This window comes from Paraburkholderia aromaticivorans (assembly GCF_012689525.1).
Classification (GTDB): domain Bacteria; phylum Pseudomonadota; class Gammaproteobacteria; order Burkholderiales; family Burkholderiaceae; genus Paraburkholderia; species Paraburkholderia aromaticivorans_A.
This window is the reverse complement of sequence record NZ_CP051514.1, coordinates 896482-919565: the sequence shown is the minus strand read 5'-3', so window position 1 is coordinate 919565 and position 23084 is coordinate 896482. Positions and strand designations below refer to the sequence as shown.

The 23084-nt window shown below is 60.6% G+C and carries 19 protein-coding genes and 5 pseudogenes; 17 read left to right on the top strand and 7 right to left on the bottom strand.

What is annotated here, in order from left to right; all coding sequences use genetic code 11:
- Positions 1-15: 15 nt before the first annotated feature.
- The 3 genes from HF916_RS04260 to HF916_RS04250 all read right to left on the bottom strand — a co-directional run bounded on the left by HF916_RS04260 (position 16) and on the right by HF916_RS04250 (position 3146).
- Positions 16-1062 (bottom strand): IS110 family transposase, encoded by a 1047-nt coding sequence (locus tag HF916_RS04260; protein ID WP_168787926.1) that lies wholly within the window; start codon positions 1060-1062, stop codon positions 16-18.
- A gap of 210 nt (positions 1063-1272) precedes the next feature.
- Positions 1273-2541: an IS256 family transposase gene (locus tag HF916_RS04255; RefSeq protein ID WP_168787787.1), complete on the bottom strand. Its 1269-nt coding sequence runs from the start codon at positions 2539-2541 to the stop codon at positions 1273-1275.
- Positions 2542-2825: 284 nt separating this feature from the next.
- Complete coding sequence (locus HF916_RS04250) at positions 2826-3146, bottom strand: NnrS family protein (protein ID WP_240975355.1); 321 nt, start codon at positions 3144-3146, stop codon at positions 2826-2828.
- 374 nt (positions 3147-3520) lie between these two features.
- On the opposite strand from HF916_RS04250, the gene HF916_RS04245 reads away from it, so the two are divergent.
- From HF916_RS04245 to pcaF, 15 genes and pseudogenes are all read left to right on the top strand, one after another.
- Positions 3521-4882 (top strand): MFS transporter, encoded by a 1362-nt coding sequence (locus HF916_RS04245; RefSeq protein WP_168787925.1) that lies wholly within the window; start codon positions 3521-3523, stop codon positions 4880-4882.
- A 96-nt stretch (positions 4883-4978) separates the two neighbouring features.
- On the top strand, positions 4979-6154 hold the full coding sequence (locus HF916_RS04240) for a porin (protein WP_346777710.1): 1176 nt from the start codon (positions 4979-4981) through the stop codon (positions 6152-6154).
- Between the two features lie 370 nt (positions 6155-6524).
- On the top strand, positions 6525-6980 hold the full coding sequence (locus HF916_RS04235) for a flavin reductase family protein (RefSeq protein ID WP_206001779.1): 456 nt from the start codon (positions 6525-6527) through the stop codon (positions 6978-6980).
- 49 nt (positions 6981-7029) lie between these two features.
- A complete protein-coding gene (locus HF916_RS04230) occupies positions 7030-8256 on the top strand; it encodes an acyl-CoA dehydrogenase family protein (protein WP_168787923.1) in 1227 nt (408 codons plus the stop codon).
- Between the two features lie 56 nt (positions 8257-8312).
- Positions 8313-9203, top strand: a complete 891-nt coding sequence (locus HF916_RS04225) for an alpha/beta hydrolase (RefSeq protein WP_168787922.1) — start codon at positions 8313-8315, stop codon at positions 9201-9203.
- Positions 9204-9279: 76 nt separating this feature from the next.
- On the top strand, positions 9280-10446 hold the full coding sequence (locus tag HF916_RS04220) for a VOC family protein (protein ID WP_168787921.1): 1167 nt from the start codon (positions 9280-9282) through the stop codon (positions 10444-10446).
- A gap of 106 nt (positions 10447-10552) precedes the next feature.
- The gene (locus HF916_RS04215) at positions 10553-11401 is read left to right on the top strand and encodes a fumarylacetoacetate hydrolase family protein (RefSeq protein ID WP_168787920.1); all 849 of its coding nucleotides are present in this window, start codon (positions 10553-10555) and stop codon (positions 11399-11401) included.
- Positions 11402-11516: 115 nt separating this feature from the next.
- A complete protein-coding gene (locus HF916_RS04210; RefSeq protein ID WP_168787919.1) occupies positions 11517-12176 on the top strand; it encodes an enoyl-CoA hydratase/isomerase family protein in 660 nt (219 codons plus the stop codon).
- 21 nt (positions 12177-12197) lie between these two features.
- Entirely contained in the window at positions 12198-13814 is a 1617-nt protein-coding gene (locus HF916_RS04205) for a class I adenylate-forming enzyme family protein (protein ID WP_168787918.1), read from the top strand.
- Positions 13807-15441 carry a flavin-containing monooxygenase gene (locus HF916_RS04200; RefSeq protein WP_168787917.1) on the top strand — a complete coding sequence of 545 codons (1635 nt, stop codon included), beginning with the start codon at positions 13807-13809 and terminating at the stop codon, positions 15439-15441. Before HF916_RS04205 ends, HF916_RS04200 begins: the two co-directional genes overlap by 8 nt.
- A gap of 131 nt (positions 15442-15572) precedes the next feature.
- Complete coding sequence (locus HF916_RS04195; RefSeq protein WP_168787916.1) at positions 15573-16544, top strand: LysR family transcriptional regulator; 972 nt, start codon at positions 15573-15575, stop codon at positions 16542-16544.
- A gap of 24 nt (positions 16545-16568) precedes the next feature.
- Complete coding sequence (locus HF916_RS04190; protein WP_168787915.1) at positions 16569-16775, top strand: hypothetical protein; 207 nt, start codon at positions 16569-16571, stop codon at positions 16773-16775.
- Positions 16776-16828: 53 nt separating this feature from the next.
- Positions 16829-18010, top strand: coding sequence for an acyl-CoA dehydrogenase (locus HF916_RS04185; protein WP_168787914.1), 1182 nt, complete (start codon positions 16829-16831; stop codon positions 18008-18010).
- A 157-nt stretch (positions 18011-18167) separates the two neighbouring features.
- Positions 18168-18307 (top strand): annotated as a pseudogene (locus tag HF916_RS50355) (electron transfer flavoprotein subunit alpha/FixB family protein); the annotation flags it as partial.
- A gap of 351 nt (positions 18308-18658) precedes the next feature.
- The gene (gene pcaF / locus HF916_RS04175) at positions 18659-19861 is read left to right on the top strand and encodes a 3-oxoadipyl-CoA thiolase (RefSeq protein WP_168787913.1); all 1203 of its coding nucleotides are present in this window, start codon (positions 18659-18661) and stop codon (positions 19859-19861) included.
- 83 nt (positions 19862-19944) lie between these two features.
- Here pcaF and HF916_RS51910 read toward each other — a convergent pair whose 3' ends face one another.
- The 3 genes and pseudogenes from HF916_RS51910 to HF916_RS04160 form a co-directional block, all read right to left on the bottom strand.
- Complete coding sequence (locus tag HF916_RS51910; protein ID WP_240975354.1) at positions 19945-20172, bottom strand: transposase domain-containing protein; 228 nt, start codon at positions 20170-20172, stop codon at positions 19945-19947.
- Positions 20165-20365 (bottom strand): transposase, encoded by a 201-nt coding sequence (locus HF916_RS04165; protein WP_240975353.1) that lies wholly within the window; start codon positions 20363-20365, stop codon positions 20165-20167. The genes HF916_RS51910 and HF916_RS04165 overlap by 8 nt, the downstream gene beginning before the upstream one ends.
- Positions 20366-20393: 28 nt before the next feature.
- Positions 20394-20699 (bottom strand): annotated as a pseudogene (locus HF916_RS04160) (IS6 family transposase); the annotation flags it as partial.
- 87 nt (positions 20700-20786) lie between these two features.
- Between HF916_RS04160 and HF916_RS04155 the strand changes: the two are divergent.
- Positions 20787-21847, top strand: a pseudogene (locus HF916_RS04155) (IS110 family transposase).
- A 328-nt stretch (positions 21848-22175) separates the two neighbouring features.
- Here the strand turns inward: HF916_RS04155 and HF916_RS04150 are convergent.
- Positions 22176-22602, bottom strand: a pseudogene (locus HF916_RS04150) (IS6 family transposase); the annotation flags it as partial.
- 44 nt (positions 22603-22646) lie between these two features.
- On the opposite strand from HF916_RS04150, the pseudogene HF916_RS04145 reads away from it, so the two are divergent.
- Positions 22647-23069: pseudogene (locus HF916_RS04145) on the top strand (DDE-type integrase/transposase/recombinase); the annotation flags it as partial.
- Between the last annotated feature and the right edge of the window lie 15 nt (positions 23070-23084).

Genomic DNA, 23084 nt, shown 5'->3' with positions numbered 1-23084 from the left:
TATTTGATGCACCTGTCAGTAAACCGTCACGTCAGCTCGCACGGGAACGTGGCTAACCTGGTAGACCTGCTTGCGTATTAGCAAGGCCCCCGCCGTTCGGGCGTTCTTTGCTGCACGCGCCACGGCGGCGATGTTTTTGTGCCGGCGTCGACATAGTTTCATGACCCACGAATCAGTCATTCCAGGCTTATTGGCTGCCATACGAATAACAGCGCGAGCGCCGTGAATCAGAAGCGTTCGTAATGCTGTGTCGCCACGTTTGCTGATGCCCAGCAAACGTGGCTTGCCACCCGAGGAGTGCTGACGCGGGACCAGACCCAGCCATGCCGCGAGTTCACGGCCGTCCCGAAAGGCTCGCGGGTTACCGATTGATGCTGCCAGCGCGGAAGCGGTGAGCGGCCCGATTCCGGGTATTGTTTCGAGAAGTTGCCCGGCCTCATCCGTACGATGCATCGCGCGGATGCGTCCCTCCAGTTCGGCTGCCGTGTTGCCCAGTTCGCGTAAGTGCTCCACAAGTAACTGGATCAAGGTCCGGAACTGTTCACAAAGCTCATGCTCGCGATTAGAAAGGGCTTCGATGACCCGTTGTCCGAGCAGCCGGATGCCCTGCGGCAAGACAATGCCGAACTCACCCAGCAAACCGCGAATCTGATTGGCCAATGCCGTACGGGATTTAACCAGCCCGGCGCGTGCCCGATGCAGTGAAAGCATCGTCTGTTGCGCCTGCGTCTTGATCGGCACAAAGCGCATGTGCGGTCGATTTACCGCCTCGCAGATTGCCTCAGCATCGGCTGCATCGGTCTTGTTGCTCTTTACGTAAGGTAGAACGAACTGCGGGGCAATCAAGCACACCGTGTGTCCGAGCTTCGTGAGTTCCCGGCCCCAGTAGTGCGACAACCCACAGGCCTCCATGCCGACCACGCGCGGCTCAAGCTTCGCGAAAAACGCCAGCACGTCAGCGGGGCGCAGTTGCCTGCGTACGACATTATGTCCCTGCGAATCCACTCCATGAACTTGGAATAGCGTCTTTGCTAGGTCCAGTCCGACAGTGGCTATCTTCATGATGAACGTTCCTTTGCCGTGGAAGTCACGACTTCTCCACTTTGGCATATGCCGAACCCCCGAAGGGCGGGAGTCGTCCATCACATCAGAGCCTGACTCTTTCATTCACAACACTTTGCCGGTTTTGACCGGCGCACCACCTGTCAGTAATTGCCGCGGCGCGCTCGCGAAGAGTTAAAGTCAAATGTGGTGTACGGGCGGCAGGCATGATCAGGCGGCCAACGGTTGCTGGGCCGGTGTGCTGTCGGTCACCGGTACGCCATCCTTGAAAGGGATTCCTTCAAGCAGCGAGGCGATCTTCTCTGGTGCGCGAATGCGTCGCCACGATTGCTCGGCCGACTCGATCAGCTTGAATGCCAGACCGAGAAAGGTCGCTCGCGAAACACAATTGCGCGTGCGCGTCGTGCGATGCCGGACGGTTGCAAACGTCGATTCAATGGGGTTTGTGGTCCGCAAGTGCTGCCAGTGCTCCCCGGGAAAATCGTAGAAGGCCAGCAACTCATTGCGATCGTTTGTGAGCTTCCCGGCGGCTTTCGGATATTTGGCCGAATAGACGTCGACGAAACGGTTGAAGGCCGCGAGCGCGTCTTCGCGCGTGGCGGCTTGCCAGATTTCCTGTAGTCCTTCCTTGGCCCGGCTGTGCTGCGATTTCGGTAATGCGTTGAGCACGTTGCCGGTCTTGTGAAACCAGCAGCGCTGGTGCCGCGTCTGCGGGAACACTTCGGCCAATGCTGCCCACAACCCCATGGCACCGTCCCCGCTTGCCAGCATCGGGCCGCCTTGCAGGCCACGCGCCTTCAGATCAAGCAACACGTCGCGCCACGCGTCCTTCGATTCGCGATAGCCGTCGGCGATCGCCACGCGCTCCTTCGTTCCGTCCGGCTTCACGCCGATGATCACCAGCAGGCACTGGCCCTCGGAATCGTCGCTGCGCAGTCCGGTATGAATGCCGTCAGCCCACCAGTAGACCCAGCGCGCGTCTGCTAGGTCGCGTCGGTTCCATAACAGGTGCTCCTCGGCCCATTGCGCCTTCAGGCGGCTGACTACGTTCGGCGAAAGCCCTTTCGCCTGCTCGCCCAGCAGCACGCTGAGCGCCTCACTCATGTTGCCGGTCGACACGCCGCGCAGGTAGAGCCACGGCAGCGCCGCCGACACCCGTGGTGACTTGCGGATGTAGGGCGGCACAATGTTCGAATTGAACTTCACGCCCGAGCCTGAGCGGTCGCGTACCTTCGGCACTTTGACTGGGACCGGACCGATCGCCGTGACGACCTCACGCTCCGGCAGATAGCCGTTGCGCACCACGGCGCGCCGGCCGTCGAGTGTCTTCACGTTCCCGTACTGTTCGAGCAATGTTGCCAATTCTGCCTCGATCGCCTGCTGGATGATCTGTCGCGCGCCTTGCTGGATCAGCTCATCAAGGCTACCAACGCTTGCTGCTGCTTTACCGTCGTTCGTTTCTTCCGTAAACTTCTTCATGGTGGTGGATTCCGGTTCGCTGGTTCGTTACTCTCGACAAGCAACATTCTCAGCTAACCGCCGCCGCCTTCTCAAATCCCCGACTCATCCCCGTACACCACTTCTGACGATAACTCGCTCGCGAATCAGGATCCGTGCAATTGCTGAGCTGTGGAGATCCAGAGACTTCAACCTGGTTTGCCATCGACTCGGGTCAGGAAAAGCCATGCGACGTATCGAACGCAATAGACAAGCAGCGCAGCCGCCCAACAAAGGCCAGATGCGTATATCCAGTCCATCGTCCACTACGGCATGAGCCAGGGGCCCAGTACCCGGACCAACGTCGCGATAACGAGCAGGCTGTAGCATGCGAGCGCGACCAGACCCGCCACAAGCTCTCGCCCGGTATGGCCGCGCGCGGTGCGAGTGATCATGCCGATGATCGCGGAGCCGACCGCGCCAACCGTAAATGTATGGATCGCAACCGAATGCGAGGCAACACCCAAGGCGGCGAGTCCGAGCAGGACGAAGCCTGCGGGAATCCACTCGTAGGCGATATGCAGGACAAGGAGGATCGGGCGAATACCCGCCCTGCCACGAACGCCATCCGCCAAGCCGGAGTCCATGCGGGCACGGAATAACCCGGGCGCGAGGTCAAAATATCCCTGCGGCGCTCCATGGGTCCTACCGGGACTTACCCTGACGATCCTGCCGTCAAGATGCCTGGAACCACGAGTGCAAGGGGCTCCGGGCGCAGCTATGTCCTGCGTGCATCGCCGCGCCCCACAATGCATTGGCCGATTCGTCACGCATCTCTTAGTGTCTCGCTATCGTCTCGATAAATTACCTGCAGAGTGCAGTGATTCGTGAGCGCAGACGGAATCCGGGCGTTTTCTGGATCTGCATGGGAAATCGTCCGCATCTACGGCTTGTATCGAGCGACCAGCAGCTTTCTATAAAAAGGCGTCCCCCATCAAGGACACCGTGGAGACAACGAAACGTGAACCAGTTGAACGTATCTGACTACATTGCGAAAAGCGATTTCCGGCGCTTTCACTTGATTCTGCTGATTATTGGCTTCTTTTGCGTCATCTTCGACGGTTACGACACCGCGGTGTTCGGCGCAATCCTTCCGCCAATGATGAAGGAGTGGCATCTGTCTCCCGTCGAGGCCGGCGCTTTGGGCAGCTACAGCCTGTTCGGCATGCTGTTTGGCGCCATCACGTTCGGCGTTCTCGCCGACCGCTTCGGCCGCAAGCGGATGGTGGCCGCCACCGTGATCCTGTTCAGCCTGTTTACCGCACTGGGTGGCGTGGCGCCCGGGCCGAAACTGTTCGGCGCGTTCCGCTTCATGGCGGGCCTCGGGCTGGGCGGCATCCTACCGAACGCGATTGCGTTGCTCACCGACTACTCCCCCCAAAAATCCCGTACCACCATTACCGCCATCATGATGTGCGGATATTGCCTGGGCGGCATGCTCTCGCCGTTCATCGGGATCCTGGCGATTGGGGAATACGGCTGGCGCTTCGTGCTCTGGATGGGCGCCGCGCCACTGATCTTTCTGCCGATCGCCTACCGCTACATGCCGGAATCGAGCTTCGTTCTGCTGCGTGACGGCCGCAGGGCGGAACTGCTGGCCTTGCTGGCCCGCATCGATCCGACCAGCAGGATCGGGTCCGACGTTCAGCTGGTCGAGACGCACGAGGCGAGCAAACAGCTTCCGCTGGCCAGCCTGTTCAATGAAGGTCGTGGTCTGAGCACGGGGATGTTTACGGCGGCCATCTTCTTTCATCTGATCCTCGGCTACGGTCTGATCAACTGGCTGCCGAAGCTGATGCTGGAAGCCGGCTTCACGATGAATTCGAGTCTGATGTTCCTGATCGTGTTGCAATGCGGTGCGATTGTCGGAACCCTGGTCATGGGCTATGCCGGCGATCGCTATTCGCTCAAGCGGATTCTCGTCGGCCTGTATCTGCTGGGCACCGTCACCATGGTCCTATTCGCATTGAACCGGAGTGCGGCCTGGGCTTACGTGCTGATCGCCGTGGCGGGTGTGCCGGTAGTCGGCGCACAGAATCTCGTGCAGGTCTACATGTCGCAGTTTTATCCGGCGTTCGTCCGCTCGAGCGCCCTGGGATTCTCTTCGAGCGTAGGCCGTGTTGGCGGCATGCTTGGACCATTGCTGGCGGGCTGGCTGGTATCGATGTCGTTCTCGATCCATAACATGTTCTTCGCCTTCGCCATTCCAGGATTGCTGTCCGCGCTGGCGATTTCGATGGTCCAGCACCGTTATTCCAGCGACCGATCGCGTCAGGAGCAAAAGCGAATGAAGATGCAGCTGCTGGGTGCAGGGGAAAAGTAGGCGCTACGAATTCGCCGCATAAAAGTCAAGGAATCCTGCTTACGTACCATAGGTAAGGAAGAAAAATTGATACTGTTTAAATTAGGATCACGAATCATGAAAAATACGATCACTCGCACGCTGGTAACGATGCGGCGGAAAAAATCGATTCTCGCGCTTGGCGCCTTAATGGCTACGGCGGGAATGGCTCATGCACAAAGCAGCGTTACGCTCTTTGGGATCCTGGATGGTGGCATTCTCTATACGAACAATAACGGCGGCCACTCGTCATGGCAGACCCTCAGCGGTCCGCTGCTGGCACCACGCTGGGGCTTGAGGGTGGTGGAAGACCTTGGCGGCGGACTGACTGCGGTCTCCCACCTGGAAAACGGCTTTAGCCAGTTTACCGGGGCATCTCTTCAAGGTGGCCGTCTGTTTGGCCGCCAGGCATGGACGGGTCTGTCCTCCACGCAGTACGGCACGCTGACAATGGGCCGACAATACAGCCCGCTGCAGGATTTCATCGCGCCATTGCTGATTAGCAGTGGCGCCACGGGATCTGCGCTACACCCATTGGATAACGAAGGTTTCCTGACCTATCGCACCGACAATTCGGTCAAGTACGTCAGCCCGCTCTACGCTGGCTTTCAGGCGGAAACGATGTACGCGTTCTCGAACTCCCCGAACTTCGGGACCAACCGTTCCTGGAGCGTCGGTGCGACCTACACGAACGGAAATCTGAAGTTGGCAACGGCATACGTGCGCCTTAGCGAGCCGGCATTCAACAAGGACACTAACGGCGCAATTCCCTCGGATTCCTATTTCAGTTATTCGATGACGCCTTTTCTGGCTACGGCGTCGTCCGTTCAGGAGTGGGCAGTTGCCGGCAGGTATGCCGTCGGCCATGCAAATTTTGGTCTGTTATATACCAACACGCGCTTTGAAAACCCAAGCACCGGCTCGCTGTTTTCTGGCGCAACCGGCAGCGGTGGAGGAACTGGCTCCGTACGTTTTCAAAACGTCGAGGGTAGTGTCCGCTACGACTTCGCGTCAGACCTGATTGGTTCGCTCGGCGAAACATATACGCACGCAACCGAAGGACCGGCATCGGGCAACTACTGGCAAACGAACGCGGGCGTATCGTACTTTCTCTCCAAGCGCACGAACCTCTACGTGGATGCGTTCTATCAGAAGACATCGAGAAATCTGAATGCCTGGATCATGCTAACCGGCGCCCCATCCAGCACGAGTACGCAGGTTGCAGCTGTATTCGGGCTTTGTCACCGGTTCTGAAAGACCCACGCCCAGTGCGATCACTGGCGCGCGCCAATGTGGTCGGAGTGCGCCATTGAGTCGAACTCCACCCCCGCTCGCAAATCATCATGGACGCTCTATGCGGGGGCGTGGATTCAAGCGGACCGCAAGTGGCTAACGGCACAACCACGGGACGTTTGTCGGCTTGACCCAGCGGTTCAGATGGAAGGGTGTCCGTTGGCCATGCATGTCAGTCATGCATCCCGTGCATGGCCTCGTCAAAAATAGCATTTCACAGAGCATTGGGCGGTGGATACGATGAATCCATAGCTAACCGATTGCGGTAATGCGTCAAATACGGAGTGGAGACATGTTGGAGACCGTGAGTGAAGCGGATTTCAAGTCCGCCATGAAGAACCTCGCCGCTGGCGTCACGTTGATCACCAGCGTTTCAGATGCGCAGCGCGGCGGCATGACCGCTACGGCCGTTTGCTCCCTTTCTGCGGCGCCGGCACAACTGGTTGTTTGCGTGAATCGCCAGAACTCGACCCATCAGATGATCGTGGAAAGCCGCAAGTTCTGCGTGAACGTGCTCGCGGCAGATCAGAGCGAGGTTGCCCAGAGGTTCTCGAATCATCTTGCCCGCGCGGAGCGTTTTGAGTATGGCCAGTGGTCGATGCTCAAGACCGGCGCACCGGTACTGATGGATGCGCTAGTCGCTTTCGACTGCGAGTTGGGTGAAGCGATCGATTCCGGCACTCACTCGATTTTCGTTGGCCGCGTGCTGGGTGTTCATGCGCGGGAGCAAAGCTCGCCGCTGCTCTACTACCGTAGCGGCTATGCCGGTATTGCGGCGCATGCCTGATGACGGCATCGCGTCAATCAATGAAGAAGCGCAAATGACGAGGGCAAAGATGGTTACTCAGCAGGTTATTGAAAACAATGGGCAGACGCTCCTTCCTTCGTACCGGATGGTCGACGATAGCTGGATGAGCGGCCCGGAGCGCGCGTTGTTCAACGAGGCACTCGATTTCGTCGGGGTTCTGAAGGAACGTGAGGCGGACTGTGTGCGTCAGCGCAACGTGTCGACGGCTACGGTGGATCGTTTCCGCGAAACGGGACTCTCGCGAATCCTCCAGCCCAAACGCTATGGGGGACTCCAGAGCTCGCCGCTGCTGCTTTGCCGTGTGGTGGAAGAACTGGCGATGGGGTGTCCCTCCAGCGCATGGGTCCTCTCGGTATTCGGTGAGCATGCCTGGGTCGTAGGGTGTTTCCCGGAGCAAGCCCAGGAAGACGTCTGGGGTGCGAATCCGCTCGCCGTGGTTGCCTCGAGCCTCGCGCCGCGCGCGACAGCTCAACGGACCAAGGGCGGCTACCGCATCTCCGGTACCTATCCGTTTGCGAGCGGCTGCAAGCACGCGGAGTGGCTGATCGTAGGCGCCTGGGTCGAGCACGACGGTGCTCGCTCGCTCCAGTACATGCTGGTACCGATGTCCGAAGTGACGATCCTCGATGACTGGCAGACGCTCGGCCTGCGTGGCACCGGCAGTAATACGGTCTCGCTCAATGACGCATTCGTGCCGGAGCATCGGCTGGTAAGTGATGCTGGTTTGAAGAATGGGCAGACACCGGGGAGTGCCGTTCACCCCGACTACGCGCTGCTGAAGGCGCCACGGGCGGCCTTCGCGATCTTCACGCAGTTGCCGGTGACGCTCGCATTGGCGCGCCTTGTACTGGAGCACATCGGTCTCACGATGCGTGGGCGCGTATCGCGCGGCATGACGACGCTGTCCGATTCGCAGATCATCCAGTGCAAGCTGGGCGAGGCCGCTGCGGACATCGACGCCGCGATTTTTGTGGCGCATCGCCGTCACAGACACGTGGCCGATCTGATCGCGTCCGGCAAGGGCGTAACCGCGCCGGATGCACAGGCTGCGCACCGTGATTCGGTGTGGGCGAACCGGGTGGCGCGTCGCGGCATCGAGACACTGGTGTCGACGACCAGCGCCGAGATTGTGCACGACCGTAACCCCTTGCAGTCGTGGTACCGCGATTCACAGACCACAGGTTCGCATTTTGGCGCGAACTGGGAGGCTGCAATGGTTCCCTACGGTCGCATGCTGCTCGGCTTGTCGGGCTGATCGAATACCGGAATTGATGAGCTGGATATCACAACTTTATATTAGGAATGCGGAATATGAATGAGCAATTGGATGACATCCAGGTTCAGGACGTGGTTTATCTGAAGCACGACGACGTGGAACTGCTGGCGCGCGTCTACACGCCGGAGGGTGAAGGCCCGTTTCCCGCCGTGATCGAGTTGCATGGCGGGGCCTGGAGCAAGTTCGACCGCACGCGCGGCAAGGCGGTTCACGAGGCGCTGGCCTGCTCGGGTCTGGTGGTGGTGTCGCTCGATTTCCGCCAGGGTGCGCAGGGTGCCTATCCGAAATCACCGTCCGACATCAACTACGGGATTCGCTGGCTGAAGGCGAACGCCGCGCGCTTCAAGGTCGACGCCGAACGCATTGGTCTGTCCGGTAACTCGAGCGGCGGCCACCTGGGCATGCTCGTGGCGATGCGCCCGCATGACGCGCAGTACGCATCGATTCCGCTGCCGCCGGGCTCGCCGGAAGTCGACGCGACGGTCAGGTGCATCTCGATGCTGTGGCCGGTCATCAACCCTTACGGCCGCTATCGCTACGCGAAGCGCCTGCTGGCCGAAGGTAACGCGCCGGACTGGGCAGCCGAGGTGATTGGTCTGCACGACGGTTACTGGAAGACCGAAGCGAACATGAAGGAAGGCAGCCCGACGCTGGTTCTGGAGCGTGGTGAACCGGTCTATCTGCCGCCCGCCATGTGGGTGCTCGCCACCGACGATGATGTGCACAACCACCACGATATCGAATCGGAAGTTCCGGGCACGGAAGCTGACCGCTTCATCCAGCGTTACAAGGAAGCGGGCGGCGAGATCGAGCTGGCCGTCTATGAGGCGCCGATGATGTTCACGACCATGCACCCGACGCTGCCGGCCTCGGTGGCAGCGATGCAACGCGTGGTCGACTTCGCGCATCAGCATCTGTCGAAGTAAGGCCCGTGCGGCGGCGGACTGCCGGTCGCGGCGTCCGCCAGGCATCAGAGAAAGACAAGAAACGGAGATAGCAGGCATGCATCAAGAGGAACGTTACGACGTAGGTGGTGTGACCTTTTCGCGTCCCTTCAAGGCGGTTCGACTCGGCCACCTGGGGGTCTGGACCGCCGAAACGGAGGCCAGCGAGGCGCGTCTGATCGATCTGTTCGGGCTCCGTCAGACCGAGCGGATGACCGGCAAGGAAGGCGAACTGCTCGGGTGCTTCACGACCTGTAACACCGATCATCACGCGCTCGTCGCGATCAATCCGGCGACCGCCGATCCGGAGCGCCGGGCGTACTATGAAGCGGGCGCCACCCTGAACCAGATTTCGTTCCAGGTGAACAGCCTGCGTGAGGTCAACGAGGCTTATCGATTCTTCAACGCGAGCGGCATCAAGGTTCAGCGCATCGGTCGCGATCTGCCGGGCAGCAACTGGGCGGTCTACGCCTACGATCCGGACGGTCATCGTGTCGAACTTTTCTATGGCATGGAGCAGGTCGGCTGGCAGGGCCGCAGCAAGCCTGCGGCGATGTATAAGCATCTGCCTTACCAGGAATTCGAGCTGCCGATGAAACCCGAGGTGCTCGAAGTGGCGGAAGCCCGCGAGGAGAACATCGATCTGCTCTCGGGCTTCGGCCGCGACTCGGCGCTGCCGTACCGCTTCGATGTCGGCGGGATTCTGCAGCAGCGTCCGTTCAAGGTCAGCGCCATGGGCCCGGTGCGCCTGTTCTGCTCGGACCTCCATGCTTCAGAACGCTTCTATACGGGAACGATGGGCCTGACCAGGTCCGCGGAAATCGAGTGGGAAGGTCATCGCTGCGTATTCCTGCGTGCCGGGGCCGAGCATCACAGCATTGCGCTTTATCCGCTGGCCCTACGCGAGAAGCTGAAGATGAGCAGCCGGACGGTGCTGATGAGCCTCGGCATGCGCGTGCAGACCTACCAGCAGTTGAAAGACGCGCGTGCGTTTCTGCGCGAAGCAGGCCTCGTCGAAGTCCAGCTTCCGACGCAGCTGCACCCCGGTATTGCGTACGCGACACATTTCATGCTCGACGACATCCACTGCATCGAGTTGTATTTCGAAATGGAACAGTTTGGCACCGGGCCGGTGGTGCGAGCCGCGGACGATGCCTGGCCCGATCAGCTGCCGGGAAGCGCATCGAGCTACGCGGAGCAGGCACGATTCGGTCCGATGGCCTGAACCGTGCAGCTGGATGCACGAGCTGCGGTTTGCCCGCACACCCGCTCATGAGACTGTCGGTTCGATCGACGGTCAAAATGAACAATGATAAGGATGACAAAAAGTCATGAAACTGGTGAGCTTCGAAATCGACGGTGTCGAGAGTTTTGGCGCGGTGACCGAAGGCGGGATCATCGATCTGAAGCGTCTGTGCGACGGGCGTTACGCCGATCTACGCGCGGTCCTCGCAGCCGATGCGCTCGCGGGACTGCCCCCGCTGCTGGAAGGGCGACCCGCCGATTACCCGCTTGAACATGTGACGCTGCTTCCGGTGATTCCGAATCCGGGCAAGATCTGGTGCTGCGGCCTGAACTACTACGAGCACGTCGAGGAGTGCGGCGCGAAGCCGGCCAATGCACCGCTGTTTTTCCTGCGCACGGCCAGTTCGCAGGTGGCACACGATGCACCGGTGATGCGGCCGCACGAGTCGGAACAGTTCGATTTCGAAGGCGAAATGGCCGTCGTGATTGGCAAGCCGGGACGCCGCATCGCGGCTGCGGACGCGCATCGTCATGTGGCGGGTTATGCCTGCTACAACGACGTCAGCGTGCGCGACTGGCAGTTGCGAACGTCGCAGTGGGATGTGGGCAAGAACTTCTGGTGCACGGGCAGCTTCGGTCCATGGCTCGTGACGGCCTCCGAGATTCCGTTCGGCAGCGATCTGGCGCTCGTGACGCGGCTGAACGGCGCCGAAGTGCAGCGTTCCTCGACACGCATGATGATCCATGACATCGCCGCTCAGATCGCACATCTGTCAACGGTTGCGCCGCTCGAAGCAGGCGACGTGATCGTGACCGGCACGCCGGGAGGCATTGGCGCGATGCGCAAGCCGCCGCTCTGGATTAAGGACGGCGACACGGTGGAAGTGGAGATCGAACGCGTGGGTGTGCTGCGCAACACGGTCGCCGCCGGTTGAGCGCGGTGGCGCCGCGTAGTGGTCAGGGTCAAAGCTCGCCATGCGATGAGAAATCCGAATGACTGAGACGAGTACAGATAACGCCGTCATTTTCGAAGTAGAAGGACGGGTTGCCATGATCACCCTGGATGTGCCGAAGCGCGGCAACGCGTTGTCGATTCCGCTGATGCACGAGCTTCGTGCTGCGCTGCGGGCCGCGCAGCACGAGCCCGATGTCGCGGTGATCCTGCTGCGTGCAAGCGGCAAGCATTTCTGCACCGGTGCCGATCTCGGCTGGGCCGCTGTAGGTAACGCGGCGCAATGGCGCGAGGGTAACGAGGCACTGGTGGCGCTGCTGCAGGAACTGTACGCGTTGACGAAGCCGGTGGTGGCCCGGGTACACGGCACGGTACTTGGGGGAGCGGTCGCGGCGCTGTGCCTGTGCGATGACGTGGTGGCGCTGGGCGAAGCGCGCTGGCGTTTGCCCGAACTGAAGCTCGGCATGGTGCCGTCGGCGATCGTGCCCGTGCTGCGTCAGATCATGGTACCTCACGTGATTCGCCGTGTGTTGTACGACCAAACGCCGTGGACCAGTGTCGACGCATATGGCTTCGGGATTGTAACGCGGGTGGCCACGGCGGAGACGCTCGACACACTCGTGCGGACCCGCCTCGATGCGTGGCTCGACTTGCCGTGCGCCGCCGTCGCGGCAACCAAACGCTGGCTCCGCGACCTCGACGTCGATGATTTCCTCAAGGCGCTCCAGCTCGGGCGTGAGTACGCGGCATCCCTCTGAATTCCAAAATTGAGAATCGACATGCAAGCAAATTCCGTCGTTGACCGGATCAGCGCAGTCGCCGCGAAGCGCATGCAGCGTGGCCATGAAATCCTCGCGGAGCTGAAGACAGCCGCCGGGCGGACGTACACGAGCCTGATGCGGGAGCGCGCACAGCAGCGGCTGGCGCAACCCGCCGTCGTGTACCGCGGGCGCACGTTGACCTATGGGCAGTTGCTGGATGCTGTCGATACTGCGCGCCAGGTTCTGCGCGAGCTCGGCGTGCGCGAGCAGCAGGTGGTCGCGCTGCTGATGAACAATAGTGACCACTACCTGGTCTGGTATCTGGCCGTGCTCGATATCGGCGCGGTGGCCGTACCGTTGAACAATCGCCTGGTGGCAGCCGAACTGGCCTTCATCCTTGGGCACTCGCAAAGCGTCCTGACCATTTCCGAGCCGGCGTTCGCCGCACCGCTCGGCGAGGTTCGCGAGGTGCATGGTCTGGCGGTGTCGGAGCTGGTTGTCGATGTCGAGGCTCCGGTGACGGTTGCAGGCTCGCCGCGGTATGGGAACGAGGCGTGCATCGAGGCCGGCGCACCAGCGGCCATCTACTACACGTCGGGTACGACAGGTAAGCCCAAGGGCGTGGTGCATACCCATGCCTCGCTGTTCGCCGATGCGCTGCAGTCGTCGGGCGCATGGGAATATGACCACGACGATGCGCGACTGCTGGCCGTGACCCCGCTGTTCCATATCGCGGCGCATACCTGCTTTTTCCCCGTGCTGTTCACGGGCGGCTCGCTCTACATCGATCAATACAGCACGGAGCCCACCATCGAGCTGGTGCGACGCGAACGCATCACGGCCATGTTCGCGGTCCCGTCGATCCTGATGCTGATGGTCGACAAGGCACGCGCGCTCGGCGTCGTGCTCGACAGCGTGAAGACCCTCGATTTCGGGGCCGCGCCGATGACGATCGCGCGCCTCGGCGAGGTTCAGGCGCTGTTCCCGAACGCCTCGCTGGTGCATGGGATGGGGCAGACCGAGTCGGGCGGCACGCTGGTGACGCTGCCGGGCGAGCTGGCCGTGGACCGTGCCGGATCAGTCGGCCTACCAATGGCGGCTGTCGAAGTGGCGATCTTCGATCACGAAGACCAGGAGCTGCCGCGTGGCCAAGTTGGTGAGCTCGTGGCGCGCGGCCCCAACGTGATGCGCAGTTATCTGCGCGACGAAGCGGCCACCAGTGCCACGTTGCGCAACGGTTGGCTGCATACGGGTGACCTGGGCTTCCAGAGTGACGAGGGGCTGATTACGCTCGTCGACCGCAAGAAGGACATGATCATCCGCGGGGGCGAAAACATCTATTCGAGCGAGGTGGAGCAGGTGTTGCTCAAGCATCCGCTCGTCAAGGCTGCAGCGGTTGTCGGTCAGCCGGACGCGCTATTCGGCGAACAGGTGTGCGCGTTCCTGTCGACGGATCCCGGGCAGGCGCCGCCGGGCGTCGAGGCGCTGCTCTCGCACTGCCGCGAGAGTCTTGCCGATTACAAGGTGCCCGTGACCTTCCGCTTCGTCGAACACATGCCGCTGACTTCGACAGGAAAGATCATGAAGGCTGAATTGCGTGCCATGTTGACCGTAACGGAGCAGGAAAATGCCTGAACAAGTGAGCAAACCCGATTTCGACGCAGTTGTGATTGGCGCCGGCATTACCGGCATGTACCAGACCTGGCTGCTGGACCGGATGGGGTTGACGGTACGCGGCTTCGAAGCCGCCTCGGATGTGGGGGGCACCTGGTACTGGAACCGGTATCCAGGCTGTCGTCTCGATACGGAAAGCTACGCCTACGGCTACTTTGCGCTTAACGGCATTATTCCGGAGTGGCAATGGAGCGAGCGCTTCGCCAGTCAGCCCGAGTTGCTGCGTTACGCGCAATACGCGGCCGACAAGATGGATGTGCGCCGCCACTATGAATTCGAGGTACGGGTGAGCACCGCGCACTTCGATGACGCTCAACGCTGCTGGCGCCTGACGCTCGAGGATGGCCGCAGCGCGAGTTGCCGGTTCCTTCTCTCCGCGGTCGGGCCGCTCTCAGCGACACGCATGCCGGCGATTCCGGGTATCGAAACGTTCGAAGGGCAGTCGTTCCATTCGTCGCGCTGGCCCCGCGACGATGATGCCGCGCGCCATACCGACTTCACGGGCAAACGTGTCGGGGTAATCGGCACCGGCGCGACCGGCGTCCAGATCATCCCGATCGTCGCGCAGACCGCGCAACAGCTCTACGTGTTGCAACGCTCGCCGAACTGGTGCGCGCCGCTGGGCAACCATCCGCTCGACCCCGAACTGATCGAGCAGTTACGCGGCAAGCCCGATGATTTCCTGGCTTTCATCAAGACGACCGAGACGGCGTTTCCGTATCAACGTCACCCGAAGAAAGCCCGAGAGGCAAGCGCCGAGGAGCGCCAGGAATTGTTCGAGTCGCTGTATGACATGCCGGGCTACGGCATCTGGCTGTCGGGCTATCGGGACTTGCTGACCAACAAGGAGTCGAATCAGTATCTGGCGGACTTCATCGCGGACAAAATCCGTTCGCGGGTCGCCGATCCGGTCGTCGCCGAAAAGCTGATCCCGAAGAATCACGCGTTCGGTACCCGCCGCGTTCCGATGGAAACGCAGTATTACGAGGTATATAACCAGGACAACGTCGAGCTGGTCGACATCGGCGAGTCGCCCATCGAGCGCATCACGCCGAAGGGCGTGATGGTCGGCGGCAGGGAGATCGAGCTCGACGTGCTGATCTTCGCCACTGGTTTCGACGGCGTGACTGGCGCGCTCGACCGCATTGATATCCGCGGCAAGGGCAGCAAACGCCTGAAGGATGTGTGGGCGGATGGTCCGCAGACTTATCTCGGACTTCAAATCAGCGGCTTCCCGAACCTTTTCACGCTCGTCGGGGCCCATAACGGTGCATCGTTCTGCAACATTGGCGTGTGTGGTGCGCTCCAGGTCGAATGGGTGGCACGGATGATCGAACATATGCATTGCAACGGTTTCGAATATGCCGAAGCCGATCCCGACTACCAGGCGGCATGGACCGAGCAGGTGTACCAGGTCTATGCGAAAACGCTGCTTGCGGACAGCGACGCCTGGTGGGCCCGGGTCACGCAGAATCCGGACGGCACGGTGACCAAGCGTGCCCTGATTTATGTTGGCAGCGCGCCCGATTACCGGTCGCAGTGCGAAAAGGCTGCGGAAAACGGGTACGAGGGGTTCGTGCTGAGTTAATTCATTTCGGTAATCCCCGAATGGTTGATCACACATGATCAGGACTAAAATTAGATGAGTTAGCAACGATTATCTGATGGCCAGCCCGGACCGCACCGGAGGCCTGGCGGCAACCGGGCAAAGGAGACAGCATGCGGTCGAAACTTTCGCGTTACATGATCAATCTCGAGCATTTCGCCACGGTGGTGGAGTACGGCAACATCAGTGCAGCCTCTTCAGTCCTCGGCATTACGCAACCGGCCCTGACGCGCAGCATCATGCGCCTGGAGGAGGTGGTGGGAACCCAGCTGCTGCATCGTTCGGCGCGGGGTGTCAGTCCTACTGAATGTGGCAAGGCCATGATCGACCATATACACGCCGCCGAATCCGAACTGAACAAGGCGCTGGCTGTGGTACAGGCGATTCGGGGTGACAATGAGGGCCGGATTAGTTGCGGGGCCGGATCGGTGTCGATGAACCATATCCTTCCGACTGCCGTGAGCCGCACCAAACGCAGGATTGGAAAGGTCCAGTTCAATCTGGTCGAAGGGCGTACGTATGAACTGCTCTACAAGCTTCAGAACTGTGAACTCGACCTGGTGCTCGGGATCGAGCAGGCAGACGGCCAGTTCGCCGATTTGATCAGCGAGCGCCTGCTTGAAGAGGAGTTTTACTTCTGCGTGCGCGCCGGCCATCCGCTCGCGAGCCAGTCTGAACTGAACTTCAGCGATCTGGTAGGCCGTGAACAACTGGTGATGCCGGTGTTGAGCTCGAGTCCAGTCGAACGGGCGCTCAATCTTGAGCTGAGCCGCCACGGATGTGAGCTTGGCGACAATCGCGTCGAGACGCTCTCGCACGCCGTGATGCGTCATCTGGTCTACGAGGATGACTATATTGCGTTCTGTTCGTCGATCTGGTTCCGCGACGATATCCGTTCGGGGGCACTGAAGGTGCTCAAGGGCGACTGGGACTTCCCCCAATTCGGTACCTTGCTGTTCCGTCGAAGCGGAGATGTGACGACGCCATGGTTGTCGTATTTCATCAACGAAATCAGGAGCGCCGCGGTTGAACTCCGTAGTGGCGCTGAGAATGCTGCGCCCAGAACGCAGAAAGTAGTGTCCTGATGCTTGCCTGAGAAGGATGTGCGCATGAACGTGCAAAAGGAATTTTATCTGGATAACTATGTAGTTATCCGAAATGTGGTGGCGCATGGGCTTTTGACTGACGACGGAGCGGCATTTCCGGCGTCGCCGGAAATGCAGGCTGGGCGGTTGAATGTCTGGTCATGTGCGGTGCAGGCAAAAGGGGCGCGTGCGGGGGATGGCAAGTACTCCAGGTGGAGCGTCGCCGTATGAGCCGACACGATTGAATCTGTTTTCTTAAACCATTTCCAACGGGAGAGAGCTTCATGACCGGCAGTCGCACGTCCTTTGTCTGGGACGATCCTTTTCTGCTCGACCAGCAACTGACTGACGACGAGCGCCAGATTCGCGATGCTGCGCGCGCGTACTGCCAGGACAAGCTGGCGCCACGCGTGCTCGAGGCATTCCGCCACGAGCGGACCGACACCACGATCTTTCGCGAGATGGGCGAACTCGGCCTGCTCGGCGCGACAATTCCCGAGTCGTATGGCGGTGCAGGGCTCAACTACGTGTGCTACGGCTTGATTGCCCGCGAGGTTGAGATGGTCGATTCCGGCTACCGGTCGATGATGAGCGTCCAAAGTTCGCTCGTGATGGTGCCGATCAAGGAGTTCGGCAACGAAGCGACCCGGCAGAAGTATCTGCCGAAGCTGGCGTCAGGCCAGTACATAGGTTGCTTCGGGCTGACCGAGCCGAATCACGGCTCGGACCCGGGCAGCATGATCACGCGCGCGCGCAAGGTGCCGGGCGGCTACAGCCTGACGGGCAGCAAGATGTGGATCACCAACAGCCCGATCGCCGACGTGTTCGTGGTGTGGGCCAAAGACGACGAAGATCAGATTCGCGGATTCGTGCTCGAGAAGGACTGGAAAGGCCTGTCGGCACCGGCGATTCACGGCAAGGTTGGGCTGCGTGCGAGCATCACCGGTGAAATCGTGATGGACGAGGTGTTCTGCCCAGAAGAAAACGTCTTCCCGGAAGTGCGCGGCCTCAAGGGCCCATTCACGTGCCTTAATTCGGCGCGCTACGGCATTGCCTGGGGTGCGCTGGGTGCGGCCGAAGACTGCTTCCACCGTGCGCGTCAGTATGTGCTCGATCGCAGGCAGTTTGGTCGACCGCTGGCAGCGAATCAACTGGTGCAGAAGAAGCTGGCTGACATGCTGACCGAGATTGCGCTCGGGTTGCAGGCCTGCCTCCAGCTCGGGCGCATGAAGGAAGAGGGCCCTGCAGCCGTTGAGTTGACCTCGATTGTGAAGCGCAACAGCTGCGGCAAGGCACTCGATATCGCCCGCACGGCGCGCGACATGCTGGGCGGCAATGGCATCAGCGACGAGTTCGGCATTGCGCGGCATCTGGTTAATCTCGAGGTAGCCAACACCTATGAAGGCACGCAGGACATTCATGCGTTGATTCTGGGGCGGGCCATTACCGGAATTGCGGCGTTCTGAGCAAAGGAGACCCGTACGATGCCTGTCCGGACCCGGCGTGTCGACGATGTGCCGGTCATCGAAGTCGACAATCCGCCCGTCAGTGCCTGCTCAATCCACGTCCGGCGTGGCCTGCTCGAGGCGATGAGGACTGTGCGTGACCCGCCTGACCTGGGGCGGCATGAAGGACTCGAAGGTCATCGTCGCGATCAATAAGACGAAAAAGTGCCGATCTTCAGCGTCGCGGATTACGGTCTCGTGGAGGATCTCTTTTCCGCGATTCCCGAATTGGTCGGGCTTCTGACTCAGTCGGCCTGAACACGCCGGAACGACGCTCGCCACTCATTGCATGGAGAACAGCTTGTCGACGCCAATTTATGAAAGCACGCGAGTTCTCGCCGCAAGGACAGTTAACGAAGATGACGCGTCTCTATGGCGTTGGTTCAGCATGTTCTACGAAGAGGGGCGGATCCGCTGGTGTAGATCGGCGCACAGTTGGCTCGTCAGCGTAGATCACAAGCATTTGGCAACCGAACAAGACTTTGACATGGCAATCAGAATGGCGCGAGAGCGTTATCGGTCGGGAACCCGACTGTAATCTGAATGATCGACTTGCACGTCACGCAAAACTGCTGTCTAAAACGCTTGCTCAGCAAAGGAAAAGAACCTGTGAAAGAAGCTTTCGTATGTGATGCGATCCGTACGCCGATCGGCCGCTATGCCGGGTCGCTGTCGTTCGTGCGCGCGGATGATCTGGGCGCGGTTCCCTTGCGCGCGCTCGTCGAGCGCAACAAGGAAGTGGATTGGGCCGCCATCGCGGAGGTGATCTACGGCTGCGCGAACCAGGCCGGGGAGGACAACCGCAACGTCACGCGCATGTCGGCACTGCTCGCCGGCTTGCCGGTCGGCACGCCGGGTTCGACGGTCAACCGTCTGTGCGGCTCGGGCATGGATGCGGTCGGCATCGCCGCGCGCGCGATCAAGTCCGGTGAGGTGGGCTTTCTGATCGCGGGCGGCGTGGAGAGCATGAGCCGCGCGCCGTTCGTGATGGGTAAGGCGTCGAGCGCGTTCTCGCGCCAGGCCGAGATTCACGATACGACCATCGGCTGGCGTTTTGTCAATCCGCTGATGAAGAAGCAATACGGCGTCGATTCGATGCCAGAGACTGCCGAGAACGTCGCCGACGACTACAAGGTGAGCCGCGCCGATCAGGACGCGTTCGCGCTGCGCAGCCAGCAGAAGGCCTCGCGCGCGCAGAAGGACGGTACGCTCGCACAAGAGATCACGCCGGTCACGATTCCGCAGAAAAAGGGCGATGCGCTCGTCGTCACGCAAGACGAGCATCCGCGGGAGACGAGTCTCGAAGCGCTCGCAAAGCTGAGGGGCGTCGTGCGCCCGGACGGCTCGGTTACAGCGGGCAACGCGTCCGGCGTAAACGACGGGGCGGTCGCGATGCTGATCGCCGATGAAGAGAGCGCGAAGCGTCACGGTCTCACGCCGCGCGCACGCATTCTCGGCGTGGCGACCGCTGGTGTCCCGCCGCGCGTGATGGGCATCGGTCCTGCGCCTGCGTCGCAGAAACTACTGGCGCGGCTCGGCATGACGATTGACCAGATGGATGTAATCGAGCTGAACGAAGCGTTCGCGTCGCAAGGGCTCGCGGTGCTGCGCATGCTCGGCGTCGCCGATGACGATCCTCGCGTGAACCCGAATGGCGGCGCAATCGCGCTCGGCCATCCGCTCGGCGCGAGCGGCGCGCGTCTCGTGACGACCGCGAGCTATCAGTTGCAGCGCACCGGCGGCCGCTTCGCACTGTGCACGATGTGCATCGGTGTGGGGCAGGGCATAGCGATGGTGATCGAGCGCATATAAAGACCATCCGATCTGCGGCTCGTAACCGTACGGTAAAGCCGCAGTATCGAAGTAATCCGTTCGCATCGAAGGTATGCGATCCATTAACGACGCCCCTCTGAGTGCCGCCCGGGAGCGCGCCATATTTTGTTAGCGACAGGGATCAGCGGAGTTCGGCAGGCATCTTCCAAGGGCAGAAGTGCGTCGTAGTCGTCGACAGTTTTTGCCAGCGCCAGCTTCGTAAAGAGCCAAATAAGGTATCGATATGGGTCGATCTGATGGGCTTTGTTCGGAAGGGTAACGCTCTCCGGGTAGCGGACGCAGCTATGCATTTTTAAAGGAAACGGGTCTGCCGAACGAATTCCACAGGTTGATGATATTGGCGATGACGACGCCTTCGCGCTCCTGTGACTCGAGTTTCTGCGTCAGCAGTTTGGCGCCGGTGTATCGCTTGATGCGCGATATCTGCGCTTCAACCAGAGAGCGCAGTCCGTAGGGCTTTGTCAGGTTGACGGCCGTAGACAACTTTTTGGTTAAAGAGTAGTTATACTTATTAAATAGCTTTCTGAGATGCGGTAGTGACGGTCCACCCCTGCCATGTGACGAAGCGTTCCTGGAGTACGGCACGATGACATGCTGCGTTCATCCGATGTCTGGGCAGCGCGAAGTGCTGCCGGATCGGGCCAAAGCATGAGAGAAACGCTTGCGTGCGACGCGCATCGCGAAAGCCGCACATCTGGCGTTCGCGCCTGCGGGTCGGCTGGTGGCTGTTCTCGGCACGGTTGTTCACACGTGCAGCCGCCTTGACGAAAACGTGCTTCACATGAGCGAGCTCAGGAATGTCAGCCTTCGCCGCCGGAATTGGTAAGGAGCTCCCGTCCCTGTGGCGCCTGCGCCTCCTGGTGCCATCATGATAGCCGTTGCACATCTGTGGAAGGGGAAAGTCATGAACGCAATTACCCGTGTTGGTGTTGATCTTGCCAAAAATGCCATGCAGATCCACGCGGTCGATGCTGGTGAACATGTTGTGGTACGTAAGCCATTGCGCGTGAGAATTTCATGAGCTGGTTTGCCAACCTTGCCCCCTGTCTGGTGGCGATGGAGGCGTGCAGCGCTGCGCACTATTGGGCGCGCAAGCTCCGCGGTCTCGGGCACGACGCGCGGCTGATTCCCCCGCAATTTGCGGCTCCTTACCGCAAAGGTGGCGCTGGCGTCAAAAATGACGCCCTCGATGCTGAAGCGATCTGCGAGGCAGCCAGCCGCCCACACATGCGTTTCGTGCCCGTCAAGTCAGCCGCGCAGCAAAGCGTGCTGGTCCTTCACCGCATGCGCACCGGTTTCGTGGAGGAACGCACGGCGCTCGTGAATCGCTTGCGAGGCCTGCTAGCCGAGTTCGGCGTCTTCCTGCCGCAAGGCATCGGTCGGTTCCGAAGCCATTTCGTTGACCGTGTTGAGGATGGCAATAACGAACTCGCCGGTCCGGCCCGTCAGGCGCTGATGCATGGCTGGGCCCAATGGCAGGCGCTGGATGAGCAAATCGGTTGGCTAGACCGGCAGATCACCGAACACGCCAGTCACGATCCACAGACGCAGCGCTGTATGGCCATATGTGGCGTGGGCCGAATCACCGCATCTGCCGTCGTAGCGACCGTGGTCAACGCCCGTCAGTTCAGAAACGGCCGGCAGATGGCCGCCTGGATCGGCCTCGTTCCCAAACAGAACAGCAGCGGCGGCAAACAGCGGCTCGGCCGGATCACCAAACAGGGCAGCGACTACCTGCGCACGCTCCTGTTCCAGGGCGCTCGATCGGCCATTCTCACAGCGCACCGACGCGATGACCGGCTCTCGCGCTGGATCGTCCAGCTGCATGCGCGTATTGGCTACTATAAGACGCTGGTCGCGGTTGCCAACAAGCACGCCCGCATCCTCTGGGCCGTATTGGCCAGGGACGAACGCTTCGATCCATCCCATGCGCCCGCCCGCAATGCAATGGCGGCGCACGCATGAACTACAGAACAGAAAGTGCAATGCCACCATGAATTGACTTCCAGGCGCAGCACGAATCACGCAGGGATAGCGACAGGTCAGACCGACAGCGGGCGAACTCGAGCAGCTATCAGGCGCTACAGTTCTTGTATTCGCCGTCGCCGGAATGGAGTCCCGCTGTGCGGTTACTATCCGGGCCCGGGCGCAGCAATCACAGCGCCCAAACAGGCCGTTTATAGGTTTGCAGTCTGCCTCGTCTGCCCTCATGCTTCCGTGCACGCGCTGACAACACAGGATTCGACGTATGCCCTATTAAACCCAGCTTGCAAGAAACGGAAGCTCCTTATAGATAGCTGCGCAACTGGTCGGTCACGATTTTGCGCGGCACCGGGTTTGAACGCAGCACCCGCCGGAAGAAGCGGTTTGCCGCGGCCTCGTCGCGCCGCTTCTGTACCAGCACGTCGAGTTCAGCACCATGCTCATCGACCGCTCGCCACAACAGATACGGCTCGCCGCGCAGCGTCACGAACATCTCGTCCAGATGCTATGCGCTGCCCGGCTTGCGCCGCGCCGCTTTCGCGCACTGAGCGAATTTGGTGCCGAACTTGTCTACACCAGCAACGGATCGTTTCGTACGTGACCACCACGCCCCGCTCGAGCAACAACTCCTCGACGTCGCGCAGGCTCAGGCTGAACCGGAAATACCACCGAACCGCGCAGCTGATGACGACGGCGGGGAAGCGGTGACCGTGATAAAGCGATTTCGTTTTTTCCATCACTTCATTCTACCGCCGCCTCCCCATCAACCTGACAGTGCCCCGTTGACCGAGCGGGAAAGACGATCGATTTTCGCCTCAGCGCCAGGCGCGACGTGGCGGCAGCCAAGGCGTTCTTCGCGAAGGCAATCAGGACTCAGGGACGCGTTCCTGAGACGATCACGCTGGACGGCTACGCGGCATCTCATCGGGCGGTCCGCGAGATGAAGACCGACGGGTCGCTACCCAGGCGAACGAAATTGCGATCCTCGAAGTACCTGAATAACCTGATTGAGCAGGATCACCGCCACATCAAATCGCGGGTGAACGTGATGCTCGGGTTCAAGCGGTTCCGCAGCGCCGCCGTTACCCTCTCCGGCATCGAACTGATGCATCGCATTCGCAAAGGCCAGTTCGATCTCACCAGCATGCACCTCAAAGATACCACTTCGCCCTCGATTTGGATGGCGGTTCTTTCAGCTCGCTGAGGTGTCCGAAGCAAG

Excerpts from the sequence above, each read along its gene's own strand:
- HF916_RS04260 (WP_168787926.1), bottom strand. The coding sequence starts at position 1,062 with ATGAAGATAGCCACTGTCGGACTGGACCTAGCAAAGACGCTATTCCAA.
- HF916_RS04255 (WP_168787787.1), bottom strand. The coding sequence starts at position 2,541 with ATGAAGAAGTTTACGGAAGAAACGAACGACGGTAAAGCAGCAGCAAGC.
- HF916_RS04250 (WP_240975355.1), bottom strand. The coding sequence starts at position 3,146 with ATGGACTCCGGCTTGGCGGATGGCGTTCGTGGCAGGGCGGGTATTCGC.
- HF916_RS04240 (WP_346777710.1), top strand. The coding sequence starts at position 4,979 with ATGAAAAATACGATCACTCGCACGCTGGTAACGATGCGGCGGAAAAAA.
- HF916_RS04235 (WP_206001779.1), top strand. The coding sequence starts at position 6,525 with ATGAAGAACCTCGCCGCTGGCGTCACGTTGATCACCAGCGTTTCAGAT.
- HF916_RS04230 (WP_168787923.1), top strand. The coding sequence starts at position 7,030 with ATGGTTACTCAGCAGGTTATTGAAAACAATGGGCAGACGCTCCTTCCT.
- HF916_RS04225 (WP_168787922.1), top strand. The coding sequence starts at position 8,313 with ATGAATGAGCAATTGGATGACATCCAGGTTCAGGACGTGGTTTATCTG.
- HF916_RS04220 (WP_168787921.1), top strand. The coding sequence starts at position 9,280 with ATGCATCAAGAGGAACGTTACGACGTAGGTGGTGTGACCTTTTCGCGT.
- HF916_RS04215 (WP_168787920.1), top strand. The coding sequence starts at position 10,553 with ATGAAACTGGTGAGCTTCGAAATCGACGGTGTCGAGAGTTTTGGCGCG.
- HF916_RS04210 (WP_168787919.1), top strand. The coding sequence starts at position 11,517 with ATGATCACCCTGGATGTGCCGAAGCGCGGCAACGCGTTGTCGATTCCG.
- HF916_RS04205 (WP_168787918.1), top strand. The coding sequence starts at position 12,198 with ATGCAAGCAAATTCCGTCGTTGACCGGATCAGCGCAGTCGCCGCGAAG.
- HF916_RS04200 (WP_168787917.1), top strand. The coding sequence starts at position 13,807 with ATGCCTGAACAAGTGAGCAAACCCGATTTCGACGCAGTTGTGATTGGC.
- HF916_RS04195 (WP_168787916.1), top strand. The coding sequence starts at position 15,573 with ATGCGGTCGAAACTTTCGCGTTACATGATCAATCTCGAGCATTTCGCC.
- HF916_RS04190 (WP_168787915.1), top strand. The coding sequence starts at position 16,569 with ATGAACGTGCAAAAGGAATTTTATCTGGATAACTATGTAGTTATCCGA.
- HF916_RS04185 (WP_168787914.1), top strand. The coding sequence starts at position 16,829 with ATGACCGGCAGTCGCACGTCCTTTGTCTGGGACGATCCTTTTCTGCTC.
- HF916_RS51910 (WP_240975354.1), bottom strand. The coding sequence starts at position 20,172 with ATGCATAGCTGCGTCCGCTACCCGGAGAGCGTTACCCTTCCGAACAAA.